Raw genomic sequence first — 22,035 nt, forward strand, 5'->3', positions numbered from 1 at the left:
GTGCCGGCGGTGGCTCCGTAGGGACCGGGGTACGGGCCGTCGTGGGAACCGCGGTGGGAATCGCCGTAGCGCCCGGCCCCGGTGTTCTCGACGGTGCCGGTGGTGTCGTCCGGGTCGGGGACGCCGAAGGGGACGGCGTCGGTGAGGTCTGGGCCGGAGGTGTCGTCACGTCGCTCGCGGGGGGCGGTGCCAGTGGGGGTGCCGGCGTCGTCGGGGTGTCCGAGCGGCCCAGAGGGAGCGCGATCAGCAGGGCCGCCGCGACCGCGCAGGTCACGCCCACCCCTGCCGCCGTACGCACGAGTCGGCGGCGCGACGCCCTGCGGCGGAGTGTCTCGTAGTGGCCGGAAGGCGGGGCGAGGCGGTCCGTGGGTGGGCGGAGGATGACCGCGAGGGGGTCGTCGGGGGAGAACTCCGGGCCGTCGAGGTCGTCTTCGTCAAAGCGTGTGGTCAAGGCTTCTCCTCAGATGGACGCGGAGCAGTTCTCGGGCCGCGTGCAGGTCGGCCTTGACGGTCCCTTCCTTGCGTCCGGTCAGCACGGACACCTCCCGGATCGGCATGTCGGCGTAGTAGTGGAGGAGGATCGGGGTACGGAGGCGTTCGGGGAGGGACTGGACCAGCAGGCGGACCGAGGGGTCCGCCTGCTCCGTGTGGGGGGTCACCGCCGCCTCCGTCCTCGCCCTGCGCATCGCCTTGCGTTCGCGTTCCAGCTTGCGCCAGTGGTCGCGGACGAGGTTCGCCGCCGTGACGTAGAGGAATCCGCGCGGCTCCTCGACCCGGCTCCAGCGCGCCCACAGCCTGGTGAAGGCCTCCGACGCGATCTCGTGCGCCGTCTCGTCGTCGTCGACGAGACGGCGGCACCAGCCGGCCAGGCGTGGGTACAGGGCGGCGAACAGTTCGGACGCTGCCGTGTCGCGGGACCGTTTCAACGCTCTCCATGGTGGTCGGGTCGTGAGGAATTCTGCACGGCGCTCAGGGGGCGGGCGTGGCCGAGTCCAGTTCCGCGAACACGATCACGTTGTCCCGGTACTCCTCGCCCTCGCGCGGGCCCCCGCAGGTGATCAGCCGCAACTCCGGGCGGTTCACGTCCCCGTAGACCTCGTCGGCCGGGAAGTCCGCCTTGGCCACCGTCCGTACGGCGCTCACCGCGAACTGAGCCGACGTGCCGTCCTCCCGGCGCGCCACGATCCGGTCGCCCCTGCGCAGCTCACCGAGGCGGCGGAAGACACCGTCCCCGTATTCGCCCACCGTGACATGGCCGAGGATCACCGACGGGCCGACCTGGCCCGGCGTCGGCGAGTGCCGGTACCAGCCCGCCCGGTCGTCGGCGGTGATGGGCGGCACCTGCGCGGTGCCGTCGGCGGCGAGGCCGAGCAGGATGAGCGGGGTGTCCACGGCGATCGCCGGGATCCGGAGCCGGACCGGGGTCGAACGGCCCAGAGCGCGCGCCGAGTTGGGGGAGGGGGACCGCTCTCCCGCCGACGCCTCCCGGTCCCTCGACCTGCGGGATTGCGCGTCCGCGGTCGGCTCCGTCTCCTGGCCGCCGCAGCCCACCAGCAGCGACGCCATCGCCCCCGCGGCGAACGCGCGCCTGGTGAGTGCCGTCACGCGCCGTTCGCCCGCCGACGCCGTACGACGAACGCCGTCGCGCCCCCGGCTACCAGCAGCGCCGCGGCACCTCCGCCGACGAGACCGCCCCGCTCGGTACTGGAGTTCGCGGCCGGTGTCGTCTCCCCGGTGTCGGGGGCGCCGGACGGGACGACGGAGACCTGGCCGTCCTGCGGCGCGCGGGTCGGCGCGGCCGACGGGGCCGTGCTGGAGGGGGGCTCGGTCGGTTCGGCGGACGGCGTCGGGGCGGCCGTGGCCGAGGGAACCTCGGTCGGGCTGGGGACCGGGGACGGGGTGGCCGAGTCGGCGAAGGCCGGGGTGACGCTCGCCAGGAGGGCGGTGCAGGTCAGTGCCAGGGCGCTGAGAGTGGTGCGGCGCATGGACACGCTCTCTTTCGTCGGTCCGCCGGTACTGCCGTACGCGGCGGGTGGGTGACGGGTCGAGCGGAGAGACGAGGGGGCGGTGGGGCGGGTTGTAAAGAGATGGCAAAGTCGTCGGAGTCCCTCGCCGCGCAGGACGCCTTGACGCATGGCCGATGAGTCGGCCCGGCCCCGGATACGTACGATGAGGGCGTGACAGCCCGTGCACAGCACCGCCGTGCGCTACGGCTCCCCGTCCCGGGACCGTGGCGCACGCTTCTGCTGCTCGGGCTGCTCGCCGGACTGTTCGGGATGCACGCCCTCGGGCCCGCGAACGCGGTCGCCGGCGGCTCCCACCACTCCCCGCACTCCCATGCGCGGGGCATGGACGCGGCCCATACGCCGGCCCCGAGCGACGAATCCGTCTGCCACGGCGACGGCACCGACGACGGCCATGTCCAGCATGCCGACGCCACCTGTGCCTCCGGCGCCGTCGGCGGCGGCCCCGTGCTGCCCGCCCTGGCGCCCGACCCGGCGGGAAGCGCCGTCCCCGGCGACCTCGACCGCCGTAACCCGGCCCTCGCGCCGGACGGCGGGCGCGCGCCTCCCTCACTCGCCGAACTGCAGATCCTGCGGACCTAGGACAAGGCCGAGCCGTCCGTCCCCGTCACCTCGCTGCGGGCGTACGGCACTCAGCCATGTCCAGCTCACTTTCACCGCAGGAGTTCTCAGCATGACCAGCATCCGTACCCTGGCGCGCCGCGCCGCCCTGGCCTCGACGGCCACCGCCGCCGCCCTCGTCCTCGCCGCGTGCGGCGGCGGTGGCGGGGACGACGCCTCCGACACGTCCCCCTCGTCCTCGTCCTCCGCCGGCGCCGACGCCGCTGCCGGCGCGCACAACGACCAGGACGTCTCCTTCGCGCAGGGCATGATCCCGCACCACCAGCAGGCCCTGGAGATGGCGGAGATGGCGGCCGACCGCGCCTCCTCCGCCGAGGTCAAGGACCTCGCCGCGCGCATCCGCAAGGCCCAGGACCCGGAGATCCGGACCATGTCGGGCTGGCTGAAGGAGTGGGGTGAGGACGTCCCGTCGGCGATGCCCGGCATGGACCACTCCGGTCACTCAGGTGGCTCCGGCATGGCCGGGATGATGGACCAGAAGGACATGGACAAGCTGTCCGACGCCTCCGGCAAGGCCTTCGACACCCTCTTCCTCACCCTCATGGTCGAGCACCACGAGGGCGCGGTGGAGATGGCCGGCACCGAGAAGGCGAAGGGCGCGTACGCTCCGGCGACCAAGCTCGCCGACGCCGTCGTCACCGGCCAGACCGCCGAGATCGAGGAGATGAACAAGCTGCTCGGCAAGACCGGCGGCTGACGTACAGACGGGTGGCGGCCCGCCCCCACGGGCCGCCACCCGCCCCTCACTTCAGCCCCAGCCCCCGCCGGTACGACTCCCCCGGCCCCGCCCGGTCCACGATCGCCGCGCACGCCACCCGCGCCGCGCAGTCCATGGCGGGGTCGGCGGGCCGCAGCAGGGTGTTGTCCTTGAACTCCAGGTTCTTCGGGTCGCCGCAGTCCGGGGCGGGCGGCCAGCCGCCGGGGTAGTCCCGGCGGGGCAGCCAGTCGGGGACGGTGTCGTCCCAGAAGTTGCCGTGGAAGCGGACGTCCCGGACGGGCCTGTCGCCCCAGTCCTCGCTGCATCCGCCGATGGAGGCGCGGTAGTCGTGCACGGCGTTGTCGCGCACGGTGATCCACCTGCTGCTGTCGTCGGTGTAGATGCCGACGTTCCAGATGCCGTAGGCGCTGTCGCTGACCGCGTTGCCGCTGACGACCGCGCCGTCGGCGTACGACGTGCCGTGCTCGCCGCGCAGATAGATGCCGCCGCCGTCGGCGAGGAGACGGTTGGTGGCGAAGACCCGGTTGCCGGTGATGCGGTTGCCGCTCATCAGGCCGCCCGGGTCGTCGGCGGGGCCGGAGAGGATGCCGCTGTAGGGCACGTGGTCGACCTGGTTGTGGGCGATGGTGGTGCCGCGGCTGCCGCCGTCCCAGATGCCGGAGGAGGCGCTGTACTCGGCGCCGGTGCGGTGGATCCAGTTGTTGCTGACGCGGTTGCCGCGGCTCGTGCCCTTCGTGTCCGGCGGCAGGACCCCCAGCGACACACCACCGTCGGAGACATCGGTGAAGACATTGCCGTCCACGGTGTTGTGCGAGCTGTCCCCGGAGAACACCAGCCCCTGGGCGCCGAGATGGACGAACCGGTTGCCCTGGAAGGTGATGCGCTCGGCGGAGCGGAAGGCGACGTTCCCGGGCACGGTGAGCAGCTTGAGCTCGTCCCCCTTCCCCGGCCGCAGATACATGCTCCACGCCGCCGCGAAACCGCCCGGCCCGCTCGGCGCCGTCCACCCGCCGTGCGCGAACGTCAGCCCCTTGAACGCGATGTCGTGCACACCGGTCCCGCCGACCAGCGTCTGCAGCACGGGCGCGGTGGCCTTCACCCGCCGCATGTCCTCGCCCGCCCTGGGCCGGTACAGCAGCTCGTGATGTCCGGGCCGGGAACGGTCGAGATACCAGCTCCCGCGCCGGTCGAGGAAGCCGGGGGAGTTCTCGACGTCGGACGGAAGGGCGAGCAGCTCCGCACCGTACAGGTCACGGGCCATCCGCCAGCACGGCTGGTCCATGGTGAGCGTCGACCCGCCGCCCGGACCGGGGGTGATGTCCGCGATACCGCAGCGCCCCTCCAGATAGTCGAACCGGAACCGCAGCTCCATGTCACGCGGCGCCCGCCAGCTCCGAGGGACGGCACTGGTGGTGGTGAGCCCGGTGCCGGTCACCTTGAGCTTGCCGGGAATGCCGTCGCCGAGAGCGGCCCGCGCGGCCCGCTTCCCCCCGACGTACAGCTGACGCGTCTCGAGTCCGCCGACGTCCGCCCGCCACACGCCCCGCCGCACGGGGTCGGGCCGCCATCCCCCGATGTCCCGGCCCCCACTGAGGGTCACCGGCTCCTGCCGGTCCGTGCCCTGGCCGTACGCCTGGTACACCACCTGATGCCCGCCCCGCCCGGAGTCCCCGGCGGCCTCGGACATCCGCAACGGCGCACTCATCCGATACGTCCCACCGCGCAGGTTGACCACGACATCCGAGGTCATCCCACCCGTCCTGTCCCGCACGGCCCGCTGAGCCCGAGCGGGAGTGGCGAACGGCCGCTCGAAGCTGCCGGACCACCGGTCGTCCCCCCACGGCGCCACATACAACTGCTCCGCGCCGTCCCCCGGCGCGGCCCCCGCCACCCCCGACACCCCACCGCCCAGCACCACCACCATCGCCGACACGACCGCCCCGACCCGCAGGTCCACCATGTCCCGCTCCTCCCGTCCGCCGGATGCGTCCATGGTCGAGCGGGGGCGAGTCCGGGCGCGTCGGCCGATGGTCGGTCGTGGTGCTTCTTTGGTCGGCGCGTCGGCACGCGCCGGTATACGGAGGTTTTCGGGGGCCGACCAGAGGATCGTTACGGGCATGGCAGAACAGCAGCGATTCGACGTGTGGGCGTCCGGCGCGGCCTACGAGCGGTACATGGGCCGTTGGAGCCGGGTCGTCGCACGGGAGTTCCTCGCCTGGCTCGGCCGCGCGGACGGACTGCGGTGGCTGGACGTGGGGTGCGGTACGGGTGTGCTGGCGGTGGAGGTGGCGAAGCGGTACCGGCCCCGGGACGTGGTGGGGTGCGACCGCTCGGAGGGGTTCGTGTCCGCCGCACGAGCCATGGCACCGCCCACAGCACGGCACTTCGTCGTCGCCGACGCCCTGGCACTGCCCCTGCGGACCGGCGCCTTCGACGTCGCAGTCAGCGGCCTGGCCCTGAACTTCCTGCCCGAACCACCCATCGCCGTAAGGGAGTTGGCCCGCGCTGTTCGCCCCGGCGGCCTGGTGGCGGCGTACGTCTGGGACTACGGCGAGGGCATGGGCCTCCTGCACCACTTCTGGAGCGCCGCCACCGCCACGGACCCGGTCGCCTCAGCGGCTCTGGACGAGCGCCGCCGCTTCCCCGACTGCCGCCCGGAGCCCCTCCACACCCTGTGGACGGACGCCGGGCTCGCCGAGGTGTCGGTGACGCCGATCGAAGTCCCCACGGTCTTCGCGGACTTCACCGACCTGTGGGATCCCTTCCTCGCCGGCCAGGGCCCCGCCCCGGGCTACGTCGCCTCCCTCACCCCACCCGCCCGCACCCGCCTCCGCGACACCCTGCACGCCTCCGTCCCCGTCGCCCCGGACGGCTCCATCCGGCTCACGGCACGGGCCTGGGCGGTGCGTGGCGTACGGCCCTGACCTCAGCCGGTCCTAGGTCTCGGGTATATGGGCGGGCCGCCGTGAGGTACGGCCCCGTTCGGGAATCGCGTACCAGTCGCCCGGGTTCACCCGTCACGACCGTCGAAGAGGAGCCCCACATGTCCGACACCCCCGCCCCGGTCCACGAACTCCGCCTGGTGGTCACGGCCGACGACTACGACGAGGCGCTGCGCTTCTACCGGGATGTGCTGGGCCTCCCCGAGCGCGCCGCGTTCTCCTCCCCCGACGGCCGGGTCACCATCCTGGAGGCGGGCCGGGCGACCCTGGAGCTGACCGATCCCGGGCACGCGGAGTTCATCGACGAGGTGGAGGTCGGCCGACGGGTGGCCGGTCACATCAGGGTCGCGTTCCAGGTGGACGACTCGACGGCCACGACGGCCCGGCTGGCGGCGGCCGGCGCCGAGGTCCTGGCGGAGCCGACCCGCACTCCGTGGAACTCCCTCAACGCCCGCCTCGAAGCGCCCGGCGCGTTGCAGCTGACGCTGTTCACGGAGCTGGGTGACGGCGTCGGGCCGGAAGGACGCGCGTAGACCCTTGGCGCGCCGGAACCCTCCGTTCCTGCGGGAGCTTATTCATCCGTTTCGGTGATAATTGGGAGCATGAGTACCGCGACGTTTGTACTAGCGGCCACGTCGAGCGACGTACTCAACGTGATCGCCGCCTTCGTAGGGGGAATGATCGTCGCCGGCGCACTGGTCTGGGCGGTGCAGTTCGGCATGCGGGTCCGTGACCGGGAACTGCCGCGGCCCACGGCCGACGAGCAGCCGCACCTCCCGGACACCGGACCGGTCCACGAGGAACGCGAGCTGCGGGAGCCCGACGAAGTGCCGCACTCGCAGGGCCGAGAACGCCTCCTGCCGCACGAACTGCACCACGCGGGCAGCAGACGCAGCGACGACCAGCACCGCAAGCGCTGGATCCCCGGCAAGAGCGGCTCCTTCGGCGGGGGCGGGATCGGCCACGCCTAGGAGGCACTGATCGGCTCGGACAGGTCTCAGAGCCTGTCCGAGCCGGGGTCCGGGGCCAGGGCGAGGGCGAGGATCACGAAGAAGTCGATCCCCACCATGATCACCGACCAGACCGGTGTGTACGGCAGGAACAGGAAGTGGGCGACCATGCTCAGGGACGCCAGGAAGATGCCGGTGATCCGCGCCCACCACTCCCCCCTGAGAATGCCGAGACCGACACCGGTGGCCAGGACGCCCAGGGCGAGCAGGATCCAGCCCCATGCCGTGAGGTTGGCCTCGAAGACGTAGTCCCCGACGCGGGTGTAGACGTCGTCGTCGGCGAGGGCGGAGATGCCCTGGAGGATGGCCAGCACCCCGTTCACCAGCATCAGCACACCGGCGAAGAGAAGTCCTCCGGTGATCCACTCCGAGGTGGGGGCGGCGTCACGGCCGGTGCCGGTCCCCGCCTCGCGCGGAGGCCACGCACCGTCTGCGGGGCTGTGGGCGGCATCGCTCGCGTGCGACTGCGGCTGGGTCATGGCTGCCGTACCCCACTTCTCGCGTGAACGCGGTCGGGTTGTGCGGTCGGTACGACGATGGGGCGGCCCGGGGGCGCCCACCACGGGGGAGATGCCGATCGGGTGACGTCCGGAGTGCGGGGACGGCCGTGCGGATCTTCACTGAAGGGACCGAACCGCACCCCTTGGAGCCCCGTATGCCCGGTCATCGCCCCCGCCGGAGAACCGCCGCCCTCCTCCTGACGGCCACCGCCCTGGCCGTGCCCGCCCTGACCTCCTGCTCCGACGACGACACCGTCTCCTCGACGGCCAGCAAGGCGGCGTCGGCCTTCGCCTCGGCGACGGCGGAGGCGGGCCGTCAGCTGGACGACATCAAGGGCGGCATCGACGCCAAGAGCTCGGTGAGCCTCGGCGACCCCACGACCGACTCCGACGGCCGCGCGACGGTCGAGGTCACCGCCGAGAACACGACCGACTCGACCCGGTCCTTCGGCGTCCAGGTCAACTTCAAGGACGAGGACGGCAACCTGCTCGACGCGACCGTGGTGACCGTCTCGGACGTGGCGGCGGGCGGCACGGGCAAGGGCACCGCCCGCAGCACACGTGACCTGAGCGGGGAGGTGAAGGCGGAGGTGGCGAGGGCGGTCCGCTACTGACCCGCCGGGGCGCCGTGCGGGCCGGACCCGTGCACCGTGATGTCGATCTGCTCGCTCGTCGCGCTGACGCCGTTCAGGGTCGCCGTCGCCTGGAGGCGGCCCATGCCGGAGGGCAGGGCGAGTCCGGGGACGCAGGACCAGGTGCCGTCGGGGGCGGCCGTCGTCGAGCAGACCTCCTCCTCCAGCGCGTCGCGGACCGTGATCTGGGCGGCGGGGAAGGCCGTACCGGACATCTCCGGGAGCGCGCCCAGCGGTACGCCGGACGCGGGGCGGGACAGGGTCGGCGCGGGCAGGCCGACCGTCACGGTGCAGGTGCCGCGCCGGTGCACGGTGCCGTTCGCGTCACGCAGGGCCAGGGTGCAGTCGGGGAGCCGGGTGCCGGGTTCGGCGTCCGGGGGGACCGACACGACGAAGGGGAAGGTACGGCCCTTCCACACGGCCGGCGCCTCACCCTTCGACACGGCCGGTCCGTCGAAGGTGTACGTCGCGCTGGCCCCGCCCTCGGCCACCGCCCCCCGGTACCCGGGCCCGGCGAAGGGCGCCGCCGTCACCTTCGTCCTCGCCGGCGCCGTCAGCGTCAGCACCGAACCCGCGCCCAGCGGCTCCCCGTCGTACCCGCCGACCTGGACGACCCCCTCCCGGCCCGGCTCGATCGTCGCGAACGCCCAGAGACCGTCGTCGACACCGAACGCCACGGCGCCCGGCCCGACCAGCACGATCAGCGCGCCCGCCGCAGCGAGCACCGTTGCCCTCCAACACCCGCGGGACCTGCTCATCGTCGGCGGAGCTCCTCACACACCTCGGCGGCACCCACCCTCACCTGCGATTCTCACGCCCGCACCCCCCGATGACCCGCACCGCTCGTCCGGACGGGCCGAGAGGACGACAGGCACCACCCGTCCGGGCGCCCTGGTGACAGCCCCCGAGCAGCTCACCCCTCCTCCGCATGCCGCGCCGCCGCCTTCACGTCCGCCTCGGTCTGGCTCCGTGCGGCGCCCTGGTCCTTCGCGTACGCGGTGATCGCCGCCTGGACCGTCTGGGCGAGGTCGCGCCACTCACGCCAGGCCGTGTCGTACGCGTCGGTCTGGAGCGGGGTCCAGGGGGTGCCGGTGGGCGGTCCGTAGGCGTCCCGGAGCTCCTCCACCCTGCCGTGTGCCCGGTCCGCCGCCCGTTGCATGGTGACGAGTTCGTCGAAGGTGCTTGCCACGCGTCCGGATCCTCGGGGAGCGGGGGCGGGTCACCGGGGGCGGCGCGCCAGTGGGCTCACCCGGTCGGGCTCAGTCGGCGTCGCGGCCGGCCGCCAGTCGGGCCGCCATGCCGTCGAGGATCGTCTCCACGCCGAAGGCGAAGACCTTCTCGACCTCCTCGCCGAAGGTCAGCCCGCGCTGTCCCTGCGCCTGCATGCTGGCGCTCAGCCGGGGGTACTTCGCCGCGAGGGCGGCGACCTGTGCGACGACCGCGGCCTCGTCCTCGGGCTGCGCGGCGTCCCCCGACGAGGCCCGCTGCTTGACCTCGGCGGCGTCGGTCGTGGTCATGAACGCCATGCCCGTCACGAACATGAAGGGCGTGCTCACGGCCCAGTCGAGGTCGGCGTCCCGGAACCCGGCCGCCTCGAAGGTCTCGTAGGCGCACTCCTGGAAGCGGGCCATGCCCTCGCTGTAGGCGACGTACGTGGTGATCACCCGCACCAGCCAGCGGTGCCGGCCGGTCAGCTCGTGCGCGGCGTACATCAGCTCGCGGGCCGCCGCCCGCCACCCCACGGCCGGGACGTCCGGCAGCGTGACCTCGCCCCACACCTCGTCGGCGGCGAGGACCAGGAGGTTCTCCTTGTTGCCGACGTGCCAGTACATCGCCGTGGCCGCCGAGCCCAGCTTCTGGCCGAGCTTGCGCATGCTCAGGCCGTCGATGCCCTCCGCGTCGAGCAGTTCGATCGCCGCGCCGACGATCTGTTCCCGGTTCAAGGTCTCCCGCGCCATGAGGCCAGCGTAACCGCCACTTGCACGCCGTAAAACTTTCCGACCGAAAGGACTTGCACACCGTGCAAGTGGAGTTTTACGGTGTTCAAGTCGCCAGAGTTGAACACCATGCAAGTCATTCAAGGAGACCCCATGTCCGCCATGCACGCCATCCACGCTGAGGGCCTGCGCAAGTCCTACGGCGAGAAGCTCGTCCTCGACGGAATCGGCCTGCGCATCCCCGAGGCGTCCGTCTTCGCCCTGCTCGGTCCGAACGGCGCCGGCAAGACCACCGCCGTCCAGATCCTGTCCACGCTGATCGGCGCGGACGGCGGCGAGGCCCGGGTCGCCGGGTACGACGTCGTGCGCCAGGCCGACGACGTACGCCGGTCGATCGGGGTGACCGGGCAGTTCGCCGCCGTGGACGGGCTGCTGACCGCCGAGGAGAACCTCCTGCTGATGGCGGACCTGCACCATCTGCCCCGCCGCGAGGGCAAGCGGCGGGCGGCCGATCTGCTGGAGCGCTTCGACCTGACTCCGGACGCGAAGAAGACCGTCTCCTCCTTCTCCGGCGGTATGCGCCGCAAGCTCGACCTCGCGATGACGCTGGTCGGCGAGCCGCGCGTCATCTTCCTCGACGAGCCGACCACCGGCCTTGACCCGCGCAGCCGCCGCATGCTGTGGGAGCTGATCCGCGGCCTGGTCGAGGACCGCGGCATCACGATCTTCCTCACCACGCAGTATCTGGACGAGGCCGACCAGCTCGCCGACCGCATCGCCGTGCTGAACGGCGGCCGGATAGTCGCCGAGGGGACCTCGGAGGAGCTCAAGCGCCGGATCCCCGGCAGTCACATCCGGCTGAGGTTCGGTGGCGAGGATCAACTCGACGCCGCCGCCCGGGTGTTCGACGTCGCCCAGCGCGACCCCGAGAACCTCGCCCTGAACATCCCCGGCGACGGCACGCCCGGCACCGTGCGCGCGGTCCTCGACCTGCTCGACGCGGCGCGGCTGGAGGCCGAGTCGCTCACCGTGCACACACCCGACCTGGACGACGTGTTCCTCGCGCTCACCGAGAAACCGCAGCAGCCGGTCCCCGCCCTCTGAGCCCCACCACCCGACAGGAGACGACCCCGATGGCCACCGCCACCGCCCCAGCCCCCGCCCGCTCCTACGCGTTCCGCGACTCGATGACCATGCTGCGGCGCAACCTCACCCGTATGCGCCGCTACCCCTCGATGACCGTCCAGATCGTCACGCTCCCGGTCCTGCTCCTCCTTCTCTTCGTCTATGTCTTCGGCGGCGCGATCGGCGAGGGCATCGGCGCCGGGGACCGCGGCGACTACGTCAACTTCCTCGTCCCCGGGATCATCGTGATGGCCGTGACGTACGGCACCATCCCGATCGCGGTCTCCGTCTGCAGCGACATGACCGAGGGCATCATCAACCGGTTCCGGACGATGGCCATCTCCCGCAGCTCGGTGCTGACCGGCCATGTCCTCGGCAACATGGTGCAGATCGTCTGCATCCTCGCCCTGGTCACCGGCGTCGCCTACGCCATCGGCTTCCGTCCCAACGCCACCGCCGTCGAGTGGGCCGCCGCCATGGGGCTCCTGCTGCTGCTCGCCTTCGGACTGAGCTGGCTGTCGGCCGCCATGGGCCTGCGCGCCAAGACCGTCGAGTCCGCGAGCAACGCCCCGATGCCGCTGACGTATCTGCCCTTCCTCGGCAACACGATCGTCACCCCCGAGTCGATGCCGACCGGCCTGCGCTGGTTCGCCGAGTACCAGCCCTTCACCCCGATCAACGAGACCCTGCGCGGCCTCCTGCTGGGCACCGGCATCGGCAACTCCGCCTGGATCTCCCTGGCCTGGTGCGTCGGCCTCGCCCTGGTCGGCTATCTGTGGGCCCGCTCGGCCTTCCGCAAGGGCGCGGAGCGCTGAGCACGGCTTTGCGAACCCGAGACGAGCCCTAAAGGTTCCGGCCGAACCGGCATTCGTACTCCGGTACGTGCGGGGTTTCCCCTACCTACAGGCACCGGGACCGGACAGGAGACACAGTGCTCGTTTCACGGCGAACGGCGGGAACTCTCTTCGTGGGTGGCGCCCTCATCCTCACCCTCGGCGCCCTCCTCTACCCCACCGCGCTCGGCGTCCAGAAGGCCGACACCGCGCCCGAGCGGGTCGTCGCTCAGACGTCGGCCGGGCCGCTGACCGAGGCCGACCGGGACTTCGTGGTCAAGGTGCGGGCGGCCGGGCTGTGGGAGTTCCCGGTGGGGAAGATGGCGTTACGGAAGGGCACGACGGACGCGGTCCGGACCGCCGGGCAGCACCTGGTCGACGGACATGCCTCGCTGGACGCCGACTGCCGCGGGATCGCGGCACGGCTCGGCATCACCCTGCCCAACCGGCCCAGCCCTCAGCAGCAGGGCTTCGTCGCGACGCTCGACTCGGACAGCGGCCGACGGTTCGACACCGACATGGCCAACATCCTGCGCGTCACGCACGGCCAGATCTTCACCACCATCGCGACGATCCGGGCCACGACCAGGAACACCCTGGTCCGGCGGTTGGCCGACCATGCCAACGACACCGTCCTGGACCACATCACCGTCATGGAGAAGACCGGTCTGGTCGACTTCGGCCAGGTCCTGACGCAGGAGACCTCGCCTCCCACGCTCCCCGCCCAGGACCTGACCCCGCCTCCACCGGCGTCGGGCGAACCGCAAGTGGTACTGAAATGACCTACGCCAGCCAGACCGTCGTGTCCGGGCCCAGCCGGCCTCCCTCCAGCGGCCCGCTGGCGATCAGCACCTCACCCGGCGGCAACTCCACCGCCGTACCGGAGAGATTGGCCACGCACCGCCAGCCGTCCGAGCGGGCGAAGTGCAGCACACCGGGCGGGGTGTCCGGCACCCACTCCAACTCCTCCCCCTCCAGCAGCTTGCGGCGCAGCCGCAGGGCCCGCCGGTACAGCTCCAGGGTCGAGCCCTCGACACCGTCCTGGGCCTGGACCGCGTACGCCGCGAAGCCCGGCGGCTGCGGCAGCCAGGAGCCACCCGCGCCGAAGCCGTACGAGGGCCCGGTCGTCGTCCACGGCAGCGGCACCCGGCAGCCGTCGCGGCCCTTGCGGACGCGCCCCGTCTGTTCCCAGATCGGGTCCTGGAGCACCTCGAAGGGCAGGTCGGCGACCTCGGGCAGACCGAGTTCCTCGCCCTGGTAGACGTACGCCGAACCGGGCAGCGCCAGCATCAGGAGGGTCGCGGCACGGGCGCGGCGCAGGCCGGCCGCCTCGTCGACGGCCGGGGCGTGGCCGCCGGACAGCAGCCAGGCGTTGTCGTCGGTGCCGGGCGGGAGCATCAGGCGGGAGGTGTGCCGTACGACGTCGTGGTTGGACAGGACCCAGGTGGCGGAGGCGCCCGCCGCGCGGGCCGTGGCGAGGGAGTCGGTGATGATCTGCTTCAGCTCGTCGGCGTCCCAACTGCCCTGCAAATACTCGAAGTTGAAGGCCTGGCCGAGTTCGTCGGGGCGGGCGTAGAGGGCACGCCGGGCTGATGGATTGACCCAGGCCTCGGCGACGGCCATGCGGGGCGGGCGATAGGAGTCGAGGATCTTGCGCCAGTCGCGGTAGATCTCGTGGACCTCGTCACGGTCATAGAAGGGGTGGGTGCCGGGCGGGAAGCGGGGGAGGGAGTCCTCGCCGCTGAGTTCCGGGGCGCCGAGGTCGCGCAGCGGCTCGTCGAGGTCCTTGGCGAGGGCGTGGGCGACGTCGACGCGGAAGCCGTCGACGCCGCGGTCGGACCAGAAGCGCAGGGTGGTGCGGAAGTCGGCGCGGACCTCGTCGTGCGCCCAGTTGAGGTCGGGCTGCTGCGGGGTGAAGAGGTGGAGGTACCACTGGCCGTCGGGGACCCGGCGCCAGGCGCTGCCGCCGAAGACGGACTGCCAGTCGGAGGGCGGGAGTTCGCCGTGCGGGCCGCGGCCGTCCCGGAAGACATAGCGCTCGCGGGCGGCGGAGCCGGGCCCGGCGCGCAGTGCCTCCTGGAACCAGACGTGCTGGTGGGAGGTGTGGTTGGGGACCAGGTCGACGATCACCTTCAGGCCGAGGCGGTGGGCTTCGCCGACCATGGCGTCGAAGTCGTCGAGGGTGCCCAGGCGCGGGTCGACATCGCGGTAGTCGGCGACGTCGTAGCCGCCATCGGCCAGTTCGGAGGGGTAGAAGGGGCTGAGCCACAGGGCGTCCACGCCCAGGGCGGCCAGATGGTTCAGGCGCTGGGTGACGCCCTTGAGGTCACCGAGGCCGTCACCGTCGCCGTCGGCGAAACTGCGGGGGTAGACCTGGTAGATGACGGCCTGGCGCCACCAGTCGGGGCGGGTGGAGGAGAGGTCGGACACACGGGCTCCTCATGGCTCGGTACGGGCGACAGTGAGAACTCTGTCCACTAGGCCGGAAAAGCGAACCCCATACCCAGCGGAGGAGATCATTCCTGGCGTGACGAAATTGTGATTGCTTCTTGAACTTCCATTGCGTTGTCGCAGGTTGACAGCGTTCTCCGGCAGCCCGACGATGTGCTCACGCTGTGGCGCGTGTGACCAATGAGCCCAGTGTTTCTTCTTCGACCACTCACCCCATTGATGGGATACGCATGTCCATAGCGAGACGTGTCATCGCGCGGCGCCTGCTGGGGACGGGCGCCGCGTCGCTCGCCCTCTGCGCGGCGACCGTGGCCTCCGCCTCCGGCGCCTTCGCCCACGGCACTCCCGGCGGCGACGGCTGGAAGTCCGGCGGCACCTACAAGCCCGGCACCGGCGCGGGCACCGAAACGGCCACCGACCGCTGCCAGTTCTCGCTCGACGGCACGAACTTCTACGACTCGGTCAAGGTCGACGACCAGAACCTCAAGGTCACCGACGACGGCAAGGTCCACCTCACGGTCCGCGCCGCCGCCGACGCCACGACCTGCACCGCCTCGCTCGCCTCCTACCTCGCCCACGGGGCGACCTTCGCGACCTCCGGCGAGCAGGTCTTCGTCGACTTCGACACGGTCACGGTCAAGCCGGGCGGCACCGGCACCCTCGACATCGCGGTGCCGGACGCGGGCTGCTTCGGGCAGATCGACCTGTACCGGGGCGCGGTGAAGTTCGACGGCAAGGCCGACGCGAACGACGGCTTCGTCCACGGTGACCTGCCCAAGGGCCCCGACCGCCCGGTCATCAAGGACAAGCTGATCGCGGCCTGGAACGGCGGCACCAAGGACTGCACGACCGAGCCCCCGGCGACCGAACCGCCGGCCACCGAGGAGCCGCCGACCACTCCGCCGGCCGAGCCCTCCGAGCCCGCGACCGACGAGCCGTCGACCCCGGCCGAGGAGACGACCCCGCCGGCCTCGGAGACCCCGACCCCGGAGCCCTCCGGGTCGACGTCGGCCCCGGCGCCCTCCCCCAACGGCGGCGGCGACCTCGCCCAGACCGGCGGCAGCAGCGCGACCGGCCCGATCGCGATCGGCGCGGTCGTGCTGGTGGCGGGCGGCGCGGCGTTCGTGGTGGCGTCGAAGCGCCGCCGCTCGGCCCGCTCCTGACGAACCGAAGGTGACGGGGCCCGGGGTGATCCCCGGGCCTCGTCGCTTCCGGCCCGTCAGCCCGTCAGCCCGTGATGGAGAAGAAGATCGTGTCCTGGTGGTACCAGTCGAGGTTCTTCGTGGCCCACTCCCATTCGCGGTGCTCGTCGTCCAGCTTCCCGATGATCTGCTGGACGTCGTAGCGAAGGCTGTGCTCCATCTCGTCGAGCACGGCCCGGTACGCGTCGGCCGCGGGCTTGGCCCTGGCCAGCGGGAACATGCCGATGTGCGGGCCGTCCACGGGATAGGGGATGGCGAAGGGGATCTCGTCCGGCGGCCCGGAGAACACGTGGTCGTGCAGGAGCAGTTCGCGGCTCACGCCCAGGCGGAGCAGCTCCTCGTCGACCGCGCCGAAGAAGGTCGAGGGCTTGGAGTAGACGCCCAGCTCGGCGGAGTCGGAGCCGTTGCAGTCGATGATGTGCTGGAGGGCGCGGTAGTAGGCGCCCGCCGCGTACTCGGCCTCCGACCTCGCGTGACCGGCCAGCAGATGATCCAGCGCGTCCGGGACGGACAGGCCCCAGTCGATGCCCTGATGGTCGAGTGAACGCTGGCTCCGCTCGGCCATCCCGCGTATCGAGCCCAGGACGCGCTGCTGGTCGGGCGTGAGGCTGTCACCGGCGCCGAGGAAGGCCAGCACGTCAGCTTTTTCAACGGTGTTGTAGGAGATGATCCGGCTCATGGTCATCATCCTGTCAGCCAACACTGACAACGAGGATGCCGAACCCTGGGCCTGACGGATCATCAGGCCCAGGGAAAGCCCTCATTGATCCCGAACAGCACGGTGAACAGGGCCATCCCGCCCAGCGGGACGATCACGAACGAGTCGGGGCGCTCGCGCCGCACCGCGCCCAGGGCGAGGGCGGCGAGCGGGCCGAGGAGGCTCGCCGCCATCAGGGACCAGCCCGCGCCCTTGTGGTCGAACACGTTGAACGCGACGAACGCCGCCGTGATGAAGCAGAAGGGCGAGGCCCACAGGGTCTTCACCGCATCGCGGGCGGGGGCTTCGGGCGTGCTGGTCATGGGTGTGCTTGTTCCCTCGTTCGTGCTGGTCAGGCACGGTCCACTGTAGTCAGGTACAGCTCGGTGAAGCGTGCCACGTCGACGTCGAGGGCCACGTCCACCAGGTGCGGATCGCGGGCGCCGCTGTGGAGTTCGGCCTCGCCGGGGCGCGGGCGGCGGTCGACGATCGTCTGGCCGCGGGTCGGGCCGGGGGCGAGGGAGACCTCGACGGGGAGAAGGCGGGTGGTGATGCCCGCCGGGTCCACGACCGCGCAGACCGCGCCCGCGTCGCCGATGCCGCCGGCCTCGGGGTCGGTGGTGACGTCGGGCGCTGCCGGGCGGTGGGCAAGCAGTTCACCGGCGAGCCGGGCACCGGGTTCCGCGCTCGCGCGCAGCCGCCGTACATCCGCGCCCGGCACCACCACACGCTGGAAGACATCGAGGCCGTACATGGTGATCGGCACCCCCGCGGTGAGCAGGATCGCGGCGGCCTCCGGGTCGTGCCAGACGTTGAACTCCGCGACCGGCGTGGCGTTTCCGCAGGCCACCGCGCCGCCCATGAAGACGATCCGCTCGATGTTGCCGGTGACCTCGGGGTGGGTGCGCAGCAGCAGGGCGATGTTGGTGAGGGGCGCGGTGGGGATGAGGGTGACCGGGCGGGGGGAGGCGAGGATCTCGCGGCGCAGCAGCGTCACCGCGTCCACATCGGCCGGGGTGCGGCGCGGGGCGGGCAGGCCCAGGTCGCCCATGCCGTCGTCGCCGTGCACATGCCGTGCCGAACGCGAGGGCTCGATCAGCGGCCGGCCGGCACCCCGGGCGACGGGTATCTCGGGGGCACCGGCCTGCTCCAGCACGGTCAGGGTGTTGCGTACGACGCCGTCCACGTCCGTGTTCCCGGCGACACAGGTGATGGCGCGCAGGTCGAGCCCCGGATGGCGTACGGCGAACAACAACGCCAGGGCGTCGTCGACACCGGTGTCGCAGTCGATGATCACCGGTATCGGACGGCCGTCGAGCGTCACGGCGGGGCTCCCCTCGTCACGGGTGCGGTGGCGGGCTCTGCGAGAGCGACCTTACGGTGTGCTGTAGGTGGAGTGCGTCGTCGTATGGCGCCGCCGTGCGGTTCTGCGCGTGCGGCGCCATACGGCGGTTATCCGCTTCTGCCCCAGGTCACGGGGCCGTCACAGGGCTGGGGCGTCCCACAGCTCGGTCCCGCGCGCCGCGACCCGCGCCGCGATCCGGGCGACCAGCTCGCTCCCCGGTACGGCGCCCGGCCTACGCCCGTCCCGCAGCCGTACGGCCACCGGCTCCCCGTCCGCCGCCGCCTCCCGCTCCCCGATGACCGCCTGGTACGGCACCAGGCGTGCCGCGCGGACGCGGGCGCCGAGGGTGCCGTGCTCGGGGCCGGAGATCTCGGCGCGCAGACCCATTCGGCGGGCTCGGTCCAGCAATTTCTCGGCCGCTCCGTACTGCGCCTCCGCCACCGGGAGGATCCGCAGCTGCACGGGCGCGAGCCAGACCGGGAACGCGCCCCCATGCTGCTCGATGAGATGGGCGACGGCCCGCTCCACACTGCCGATGATGCTGCGGTGCACCATGACCGGGCGGTGCTTGGCGCCATCGGGGCCGATGTAGTGCAGGTCGAAGCGTTCGGGCTGGTGGAAGTCGATCTGGACGGTGGACAGGGTCGCCTCGCGGCCCACCAGGTCGGCGATCTGGACGTCGATCTTGGGGCCGTAGAACGCGGCCTCGCCCTCGACGGCCTCGTACGGGATGCCGGAACCGTCGAGGACCTCGCGGAGCAGGGCGGTGGCGCGCTGCCACAGCTCCGGGTCGGCGACGTATTTCCCGCCCTCGCCGGGGAGCGAGAGACGGTGTCGTACGGCCCTGATCCCCAGATCAGCGTAAGCCCGGTCGATGAGTTTCAGGGCGGCGCGGGCCTCGTCCACCGCCTGGTCGAGGGTGCAGAAGACGTGGGCGTCGTTGAGGTGGATCGCCCGGACCCGGGTGAGGCCGCCGAGGACCCCCGACAGCTCGGAGCGGTACATGCCGCCCAACTCGGCCATGCGGAGGGGTAGTTCGCGGTAGCTGTGGGCGCGGGAGCGGTAGATGAGGGCGTGGTGGGGGCAGAGGCTGGGGCGCAGGACGACCTGGTCGGCGGCCATGAGGTCGTCGCCGAGGTCCATGGGCGGGAACATGTCGTCGCTGTAGTGGTCCCAGTGCCCGGAGATCTCGTACAGCTCGCGCTTGCCGAGCACGGGCGAGTAGACGTGCCGGTACCCGGCCTCGCGTTCCGCCCCGCGGATGTACTCCTCCAGCTCATGCCGGACGATCGCACCGTCCGGCAGCCAGTACGGCAGACCGGCGCCGATCAGAGGGTCGGTGTCGAAGAGGTCCAGTTCGCGGCCGAGGCGACGGTGGTCATGCATGGCTACTCCTCCGGATGTCACCAGATGAAGAGACGAGCACCCACACGCCGAAGCCCCGGGGCACTCGCCCCGGGGCTTCGAATTCGCTCAGCTGTCAGCGCGCCGGGACGGGGTCCGGCGTCGTCGTGAGAGACGGGTTGGCGCGCTGCATGGGGGGACCGTAGCAAGAGGTGGGCGGGATGTCGCGGCGATTTTCCGGGACCCGGCATCAGCGGCTTTGCCGGAGAAACGTAACAGCACACTCGTTCGAGTGAATGCCTATCGATTCCTTGTACGCTCGCGACGTCTACCCTGAGAGCGTCGCGTCGAGCGAAGGAGGTCTGTCATGGCGGTGGCGGAGCCGATCATCATGCCGGGGTATCAGGGCGAGGCCATTCATGGGCCGTACGACGACCCTGACGGCGACAGTGACGCGGACAGCGGCGTGCCCAGCTATGAGGGCGCGAGCGTGGAGCAGGTCTTCGAGCTCTTCAGTGCGGCGGCCCCCAGGGGTTGGCGCGTGGAGTTGATCGAAGGGGAGATCTACGTGACACCGCCGACCAACGGGGAGCACGAGGGGATTGTGTCGAGGCTCAACCGCCAGATCATCCGGAAGGACCCCGACGACTTCCTGTTCACCTACACGGGCATCGGTCTCGACGTTCCCGGGGCATCCAAGACTGGTCACGTGGTCCCCGACCTCGTCGTCGCACCCGACGGCGCCTTCGATGACGAGAAGCAGTGGCACGACACTCTGACCGTCCTGCTTGTCGCCGAAGTAACTTCCCCCGGCACCGCTGATCGTGATCGTGAAAAGAAGATCCGCGGTTATGCCCGAGCCGGCATTCCCGTCTACCTGCTGATCGACCGCGAGGAAGCGGAGATCACCGTCTACTCCGAGCCCTCCGGCGACGAGTATGCCCAGGCCCCAAAGTGCAAGATCGGACTCGCCGTCTCTCTGCCCGCCCCCTTCGGGTTCGAGCTGGACACATCGAGGTTCTGAGCCCACTCCGCGTCCCGGCCCGGAACCCCCGACGCCCGCGCCGGTCCCGCGTTCGCCGCCAGGATCAGCATCGCGACCGCGACCACCGCGGCGGCCACGCCTCGGGTATATCGCTCGGTGGTGCTGGTGCGTTCCTGCACGGCGACCTCGCAACAGCGATGGGTTAAACACGCTTAATCCTCGGTTTAACCTAGGGTCGTCGGACTCTAACGGCAAGGGGCGCAGGGGGAGTTGGGGGCGTTGAGCGATGTCGGAGCGTGACGATCCAGGGACCATCGGGCGAAGAGTCCAGCGGCTGCGGGCCGATCGCGGGCTGACGCAGAGGCAGTTGGCCGAGCCCGCCTACACCCCCGCCTACATCTCCACCCTGGAGGCCGGCCGCGTCCGGGCCTCCGACGACGCGCTGCGGCATATCGCCGAGCGGCTGGGCGTCGCCTTCGAGGAGCTCGCGACCGGGCGGCCCGCGCATCTCGTGACGGATCTGCGGCTACGGCTGACCGAGGCCCAGCGGGTCCTCGCCACCGGTGACACCGAGACCGCCGCCGAGCAGTACACCGAGCTGCTCACGGAGGCGGAGGGGAACGGGTTCGCCGAGGAGCGGGCGGCGGCGCTGCTCGGGCTCGGCGAGTGCGGGATCGACTCCGGTGAACTCACCGCCGCCCGGCGCCACTTCGAGCGGGCCGAGCAGGTACTGAGCGAGATCGACGCGCCCCTTCCCGCCCGTGTCCCCGCCCTGCGCGGCCGGGCCGTGTCGCACTACCTCGCCGGTGAGCTGCGCTATGCCGTCTACCTCCTCGAATCCACCCTCGACGAGCTCAACCGCGGCGGACTGCACGACCCCGACGCCCTGCTGCTGCTCTACGCCAGCGTCATCGGCCCCTATATGGACATGGGGGCACACGCGCGTGCCGCCCAGGCCGCGGAGTACGCCCTCGCCCTGGCCCCGCAGGCCGGTGACCCCGCCCTGGTCGCCCGGATGCACCGCTCCGTCGCCCGCACCCTCCTCGCCGAGGGCCGGGTCACCGAGGCCGACGCCTCCCTCGCCAAGGCCGCCGAGCTGTACCGCCGGCTCCAGATCCGTACCGAACTCGCCAACTGCCACTGGATGCGCGGCTACGTCTACGCCCAGCACGGCGACCTGGAGCGCGCCGAGGCCGAGCTGCGCGAGGCGCAGACCATGCTCACCGCCAAGCGTGCCGCGCTGTACACCAGCCAGGTCGCCGTCGAACTCGCCGACGTACTGCACCGGCGCGGCAAGTCCGAGGAGGCCGCCGCTCTTCTGCACGGGGTGCTCAGCGACCTCAGCCCCGAGCGCGGCGCCCTGCACTCCGCCGCCGCCCACCGGCTGCTCGGCATCATCGCCGAGGACGCCCGGGACACCGAGACCGCCGAGGAGCACTACGTCCGCGCCCTGAGCCTGCTCGAACGCGCGGGCGCGGCCGGTGACCTGGCCGACCTGTGCCGGCTGCTGGGTGATCTGCTGCGCCGTACCGGCCGGGTGGAGGCGGCGCTGGACGCGTACCGGACGGGGCTCGGGCACCGTACGGCCCCGGGTACCACGACACTCGGCCCGGCGCCCGCACAGCCTCCGCTGTGAACAACCCCAGGCTGCGCACAGCTCCGACCGGTT

26 protein-coding genes are annotated in these 22,035 nt (G+C 71.7%); 13 read left to right on the plus strand and 13 right to left on the minus strand.

Features of this window, described 5'->3' with window-relative positions:
* Positions 1 to 53: 53 nt before the first annotated feature.
* The gene (locus IE325_RS46840; RefSeq protein ID WP_190070891.1) at positions 54 to 338 is read left to right on the plus strand and encodes a hypothetical protein; all 285 of its coding nucleotides are present in this window, start codon (positions 54 to 56) and stop codon (positions 336 to 338) included.
* A 96-nt stretch (positions 339 to 434) separates the two neighbouring features.
* Here the strand turns inward: IE325_RS46840 and IE325_RS17635 are convergent, their stop codons facing one another.
* Genes IE325_RS17635 through IE325_RS17645 form a run of 3 tightly spaced genes read right to left on the minus strand, consistent with a single transcriptional unit; the run spans position 435 to position 1,985 of the window.
* Entirely contained in the window at positions 435 to 926 is a 492-nt protein-coding gene (locus IE325_RS17635) for an RNA polymerase sigma factor (RefSeq protein ID WP_190070892.1), read from the minus strand.
* A gap of 43 nt (positions 927 to 969) precedes the next feature.
* On the minus strand, positions 970 to 1,605 hold the full coding sequence (locus tag IE325_RS17640) for a class F sortase (protein WP_190070893.1): 636 nt from the start codon (positions 1,603 to 1,605) through the stop codon (positions 970 to 972).
* Positions 1,602 to 1,985: a Tat pathway signal sequence domain protein gene (locus IE325_RS17645; protein WP_190070894.1), complete on the minus strand. Its 384-nt coding sequence runs from the start codon at positions 1,983 to 1,985 to the stop codon at positions 1,602 to 1,604. Before IE325_RS17645 ends, IE325_RS17640 begins: the two co-directional genes overlap by 4 nt.
* A 192-nt stretch (positions 1,986 to 2,177) precedes the next feature.
* Here IE325_RS17645 and IE325_RS17650 point away from each other — a divergent pair, with 192 nt between their 5' ends.
* Positions 2,178 to 2,606 (plus strand): DUF6153 family protein, encoded by a 429-nt coding sequence (locus IE325_RS17650; protein ID WP_190070895.1) that lies wholly within the window; start codon positions 2,178 to 2,180, stop codon positions 2,604 to 2,606.
* A 91-nt stretch (positions 2,607 to 2,697) separates the two neighbouring features.
* Positions 2,698 to 3,342, plus strand: coding sequence for a DUF305 domain-containing protein (locus IE325_RS17655; RefSeq protein WP_190070896.1), 645 nt, complete (start codon positions 2,698 to 2,700; stop codon positions 3,340 to 3,342).
* A gap of 46 nt (positions 3,343 to 3,388) precedes the next feature.
* Here the strand turns inward: IE325_RS17655 and IE325_RS17660 are convergent, their stop codons facing one another.
* A complete protein-coding gene (locus tag IE325_RS17660) occupies positions 3,389 to 5,323 on the minus strand; it encodes a right-handed parallel beta-helix repeat-containing protein (RefSeq protein WP_229911859.1) in 1,935 nt (644 codons plus the stop codon).
* 157 nt (positions 5,324 to 5,480) lie between these two features.
* Here IE325_RS17660 and IE325_RS17665 point away from each other — a divergent pair, with 157 nt between their 5' ends.
* From IE325_RS17665 to IE325_RS17675, 3 genes are all read left to right on the plus strand, one after another.
* Positions 5,481 to 6,287 (plus strand): class I SAM-dependent methyltransferase, encoded by an 807-nt coding sequence (locus tag IE325_RS17665; protein ID WP_190070897.1) that lies wholly within the window; start codon positions 5,481 to 5,483, stop codon positions 6,285 to 6,287.
* A 119-nt stretch (positions 6,288 to 6,406) separates the two neighbouring features.
* Positions 6,407 to 6,838, plus strand: coding sequence for a VOC family protein (locus tag IE325_RS17670; RefSeq protein ID WP_190070898.1), 432 nt, complete (start codon positions 6,407 to 6,409; stop codon positions 6,836 to 6,838).
* Positions 6,839 to 6,907: 69 nt separating this feature from the next.
* Positions 6,908 to 7,276 carry a DUF6479 family protein gene (locus IE325_RS17675; protein WP_190070899.1) on the plus strand — a complete coding sequence of 123 codons (369 nt, stop codon included), beginning with the start codon at positions 6,908 to 6,910 and terminating at the stop codon, positions 7,274 to 7,276.
* A 26-nt stretch (positions 7,277 to 7,302) separates the two neighbouring features.
* On the opposite strand, the gene IE325_RS17680 is transcribed toward IE325_RS17675, so the two are convergent.
* Complete coding sequence (locus IE325_RS17680) at positions 7,303 to 7,794, minus strand: DUF7144 family membrane protein (RefSeq protein ID WP_190070900.1); 492 nt, start codon at positions 7,792 to 7,794, stop codon at positions 7,303 to 7,305.
* A 176-nt stretch (positions 7,795 to 7,970) separates the two neighbouring features.
* Here IE325_RS17680 and IE325_RS17685 point away from each other — a divergent pair, with 176 nt between their 5' ends.
* Positions 7,971 to 8,429 carry an FxLYD domain-containing protein gene (locus IE325_RS17685; RefSeq protein ID WP_190070901.1) on the plus strand — a complete coding sequence of 153 codons (459 nt, stop codon included), beginning with the start codon at positions 7,971 to 7,973 and terminating at the stop codon, positions 8,427 to 8,429.
* Here IE325_RS17685 and IE325_RS17690 read toward each other — a convergent pair.
* The 3 genes from IE325_RS17690 to IE325_RS17700 form a co-directional block, all read right to left on the minus strand.
* Complete coding sequence (locus IE325_RS17690) at positions 8,423 to 9,172, minus strand: Ig-like domain-containing protein (RefSeq protein ID WP_229911860.1); 750 nt, start codon at positions 9,170 to 9,172, stop codon at positions 8,423 to 8,425. The two genes, IE325_RS17685 and IE325_RS17690, sit on opposite strands and share 7 nt — an antisense overlap.
* A 188-nt stretch (positions 9,173 to 9,360) precedes the next feature.
* Positions 9,361 to 9,636 carry a hypothetical protein gene (locus IE325_RS17695; protein WP_190070903.1) on the minus strand — a complete coding sequence of 92 codons (276 nt, stop codon included), beginning with the start codon at positions 9,634 to 9,636 and terminating at the stop codon, positions 9,361 to 9,363.
* 70 nt (positions 9,637 to 9,706) lie between these two features.
* Positions 9,707 to 10,405, minus strand: a complete 699-nt coding sequence (locus IE325_RS17700) for a TetR/AcrR family transcriptional regulator C-terminal domain-containing protein (RefSeq protein ID WP_190070904.1) — start codon at positions 10,403 to 10,405, stop codon at positions 9,707 to 9,709.
* Positions 10,406 to 10,537: 132 nt separating this feature from the next.
* Here IE325_RS17700 and IE325_RS17705 point away from each other — a divergent pair, with 132 nt between their 5' ends.
* The 3 genes from IE325_RS17705 (at position 10,538) to IE325_RS17715 (ending at position 13,124) form a co-directional block, all read left to right on the plus strand.
* Positions 10,538 to 11,488, plus strand: coding sequence for an ATP-binding cassette domain-containing protein (locus IE325_RS17705; protein ID WP_229911861.1), 951 nt, complete (start codon positions 10,538 to 10,540; stop codon positions 11,486 to 11,488).
* Positions 11,489 to 11,517: 29 nt separating this feature from the next.
* On the plus strand, positions 11,518 to 12,324 hold the full coding sequence (locus IE325_RS17710; RefSeq protein WP_190070906.1) for an ABC transporter permease: 807 nt from the start codon (positions 11,518 to 11,520) through the stop codon (positions 12,322 to 12,324).
* Between the two features lie 152 nt (positions 12,325 to 12,476).
* Positions 12,477 to 13,124 (plus strand): DUF4142 domain-containing protein, encoded by a 648-nt coding sequence (locus IE325_RS17715; protein WP_190070907.1) that lies wholly within the window; start codon positions 12,477 to 12,479, stop codon positions 13,122 to 13,124.
* 1 nt (position 13,125) lies between these two features.
* On the opposite strand, the gene IE325_RS17720 is transcribed toward IE325_RS17715, so the two are convergent.
* Entirely contained in the window at positions 13,126 to 14,772 is a 1,647-nt protein-coding gene (locus IE325_RS17720; protein ID WP_190070908.1) for a glycoside hydrolase family 13 protein, read from the minus strand.
* A gap of 251 nt (positions 14,773 to 15,023) precedes the next feature.
* Between IE325_RS17720 and IE325_RS17725 the strand changes: the two genes are divergently transcribed.
* On the plus strand, positions 15,024 to 15,956 hold the full coding sequence (locus IE325_RS17725) for an LAETG motif-containing sortase-dependent surface protein (protein ID WP_190070909.1): 933 nt from the start codon (positions 15,024 to 15,026) through the stop codon (positions 15,954 to 15,956).
* A 64-nt stretch (positions 15,957 to 16,020) separates the two neighbouring features.
* On the opposite strand, the gene IE325_RS17730 is transcribed toward IE325_RS17725, so the two are convergent.
* The 4 genes from IE325_RS17730 to thrS all read right to left on the minus strand — a co-directional run bounded on the left by IE325_RS17730 (position 16,021) and on the right by thrS (position 19,423).
* Positions 16,021 to 16,674, minus strand: a complete 654-nt coding sequence (locus tag IE325_RS17730) for a DUF7691 family protein (protein ID WP_190070910.1) — start codon at positions 16,672 to 16,674, stop codon at positions 16,021 to 16,023.
* A 62-nt stretch (positions 16,675 to 16,736) separates the two neighbouring features.
* The gene (locus IE325_RS17735) at positions 16,737 to 17,015 is read right to left on the minus strand and encodes a hypothetical protein (RefSeq protein WP_190070911.1); all 279 of its coding nucleotides are present in this window, start codon (positions 17,013 to 17,015) and stop codon (positions 16,737 to 16,739) included.
* A 29-nt stretch (positions 17,016 to 17,044) separates the two neighbouring features.
* On the minus strand, positions 17,045 to 18,016 hold the full coding sequence (locus IE325_RS17740) for a nucleoside hydrolase (RefSeq protein WP_190070912.1): 972 nt from the start codon (positions 18,014 to 18,016) through the stop codon (positions 17,045 to 17,047).
* 159 nt (positions 18,017 to 18,175) lie between these two features.
* On the minus strand, positions 18,176 to 19,423 hold the full coding sequence (gene thrS / locus IE325_RS17745) for a threonine--tRNA ligase (RefSeq protein WP_190070913.1): 1,248 nt from the start codon (positions 19,421 to 19,423) through the stop codon (positions 18,176 to 18,178).
* A 325-nt stretch (positions 19,424 to 19,748) separates the two neighbouring features.
* Here thrS and IE325_RS17750 point away from each other — a divergent pair, with 325 nt between their 5' ends.
* Both IE325_RS17750 and IE325_RS17755 read left to right on the plus strand, forming a co-directional pair.
* Positions 19,749 to 20,405, plus strand: coding sequence for a Uma2 family endonuclease (locus IE325_RS17750; protein ID WP_190070914.1), 657 nt, complete (start codon positions 19,749 to 19,751; stop codon positions 20,403 to 20,405).
* 247 nt (positions 20,406 to 20,652) lie between these two features.
* Positions 20,653 to 22,002: a helix-turn-helix domain-containing protein gene (locus IE325_RS17755; protein ID WP_190070915.1), complete on the plus strand. Its 1,350-nt coding sequence runs from the start codon at positions 20,653 to 20,655 to the stop codon at positions 22,000 to 22,002.
* Positions 22,003 to 22,035: the final 33 nt, after the last annotated feature.

The sequence above is a fragment of the Streptomyces lanatus genome, from assembly GCF_014655715.1.
Classification (GTDB): Bacteria; Actinomycetota; Actinomycetes; order Streptomycetales; family Streptomycetaceae; genus Streptomyces; species Streptomyces lanatus.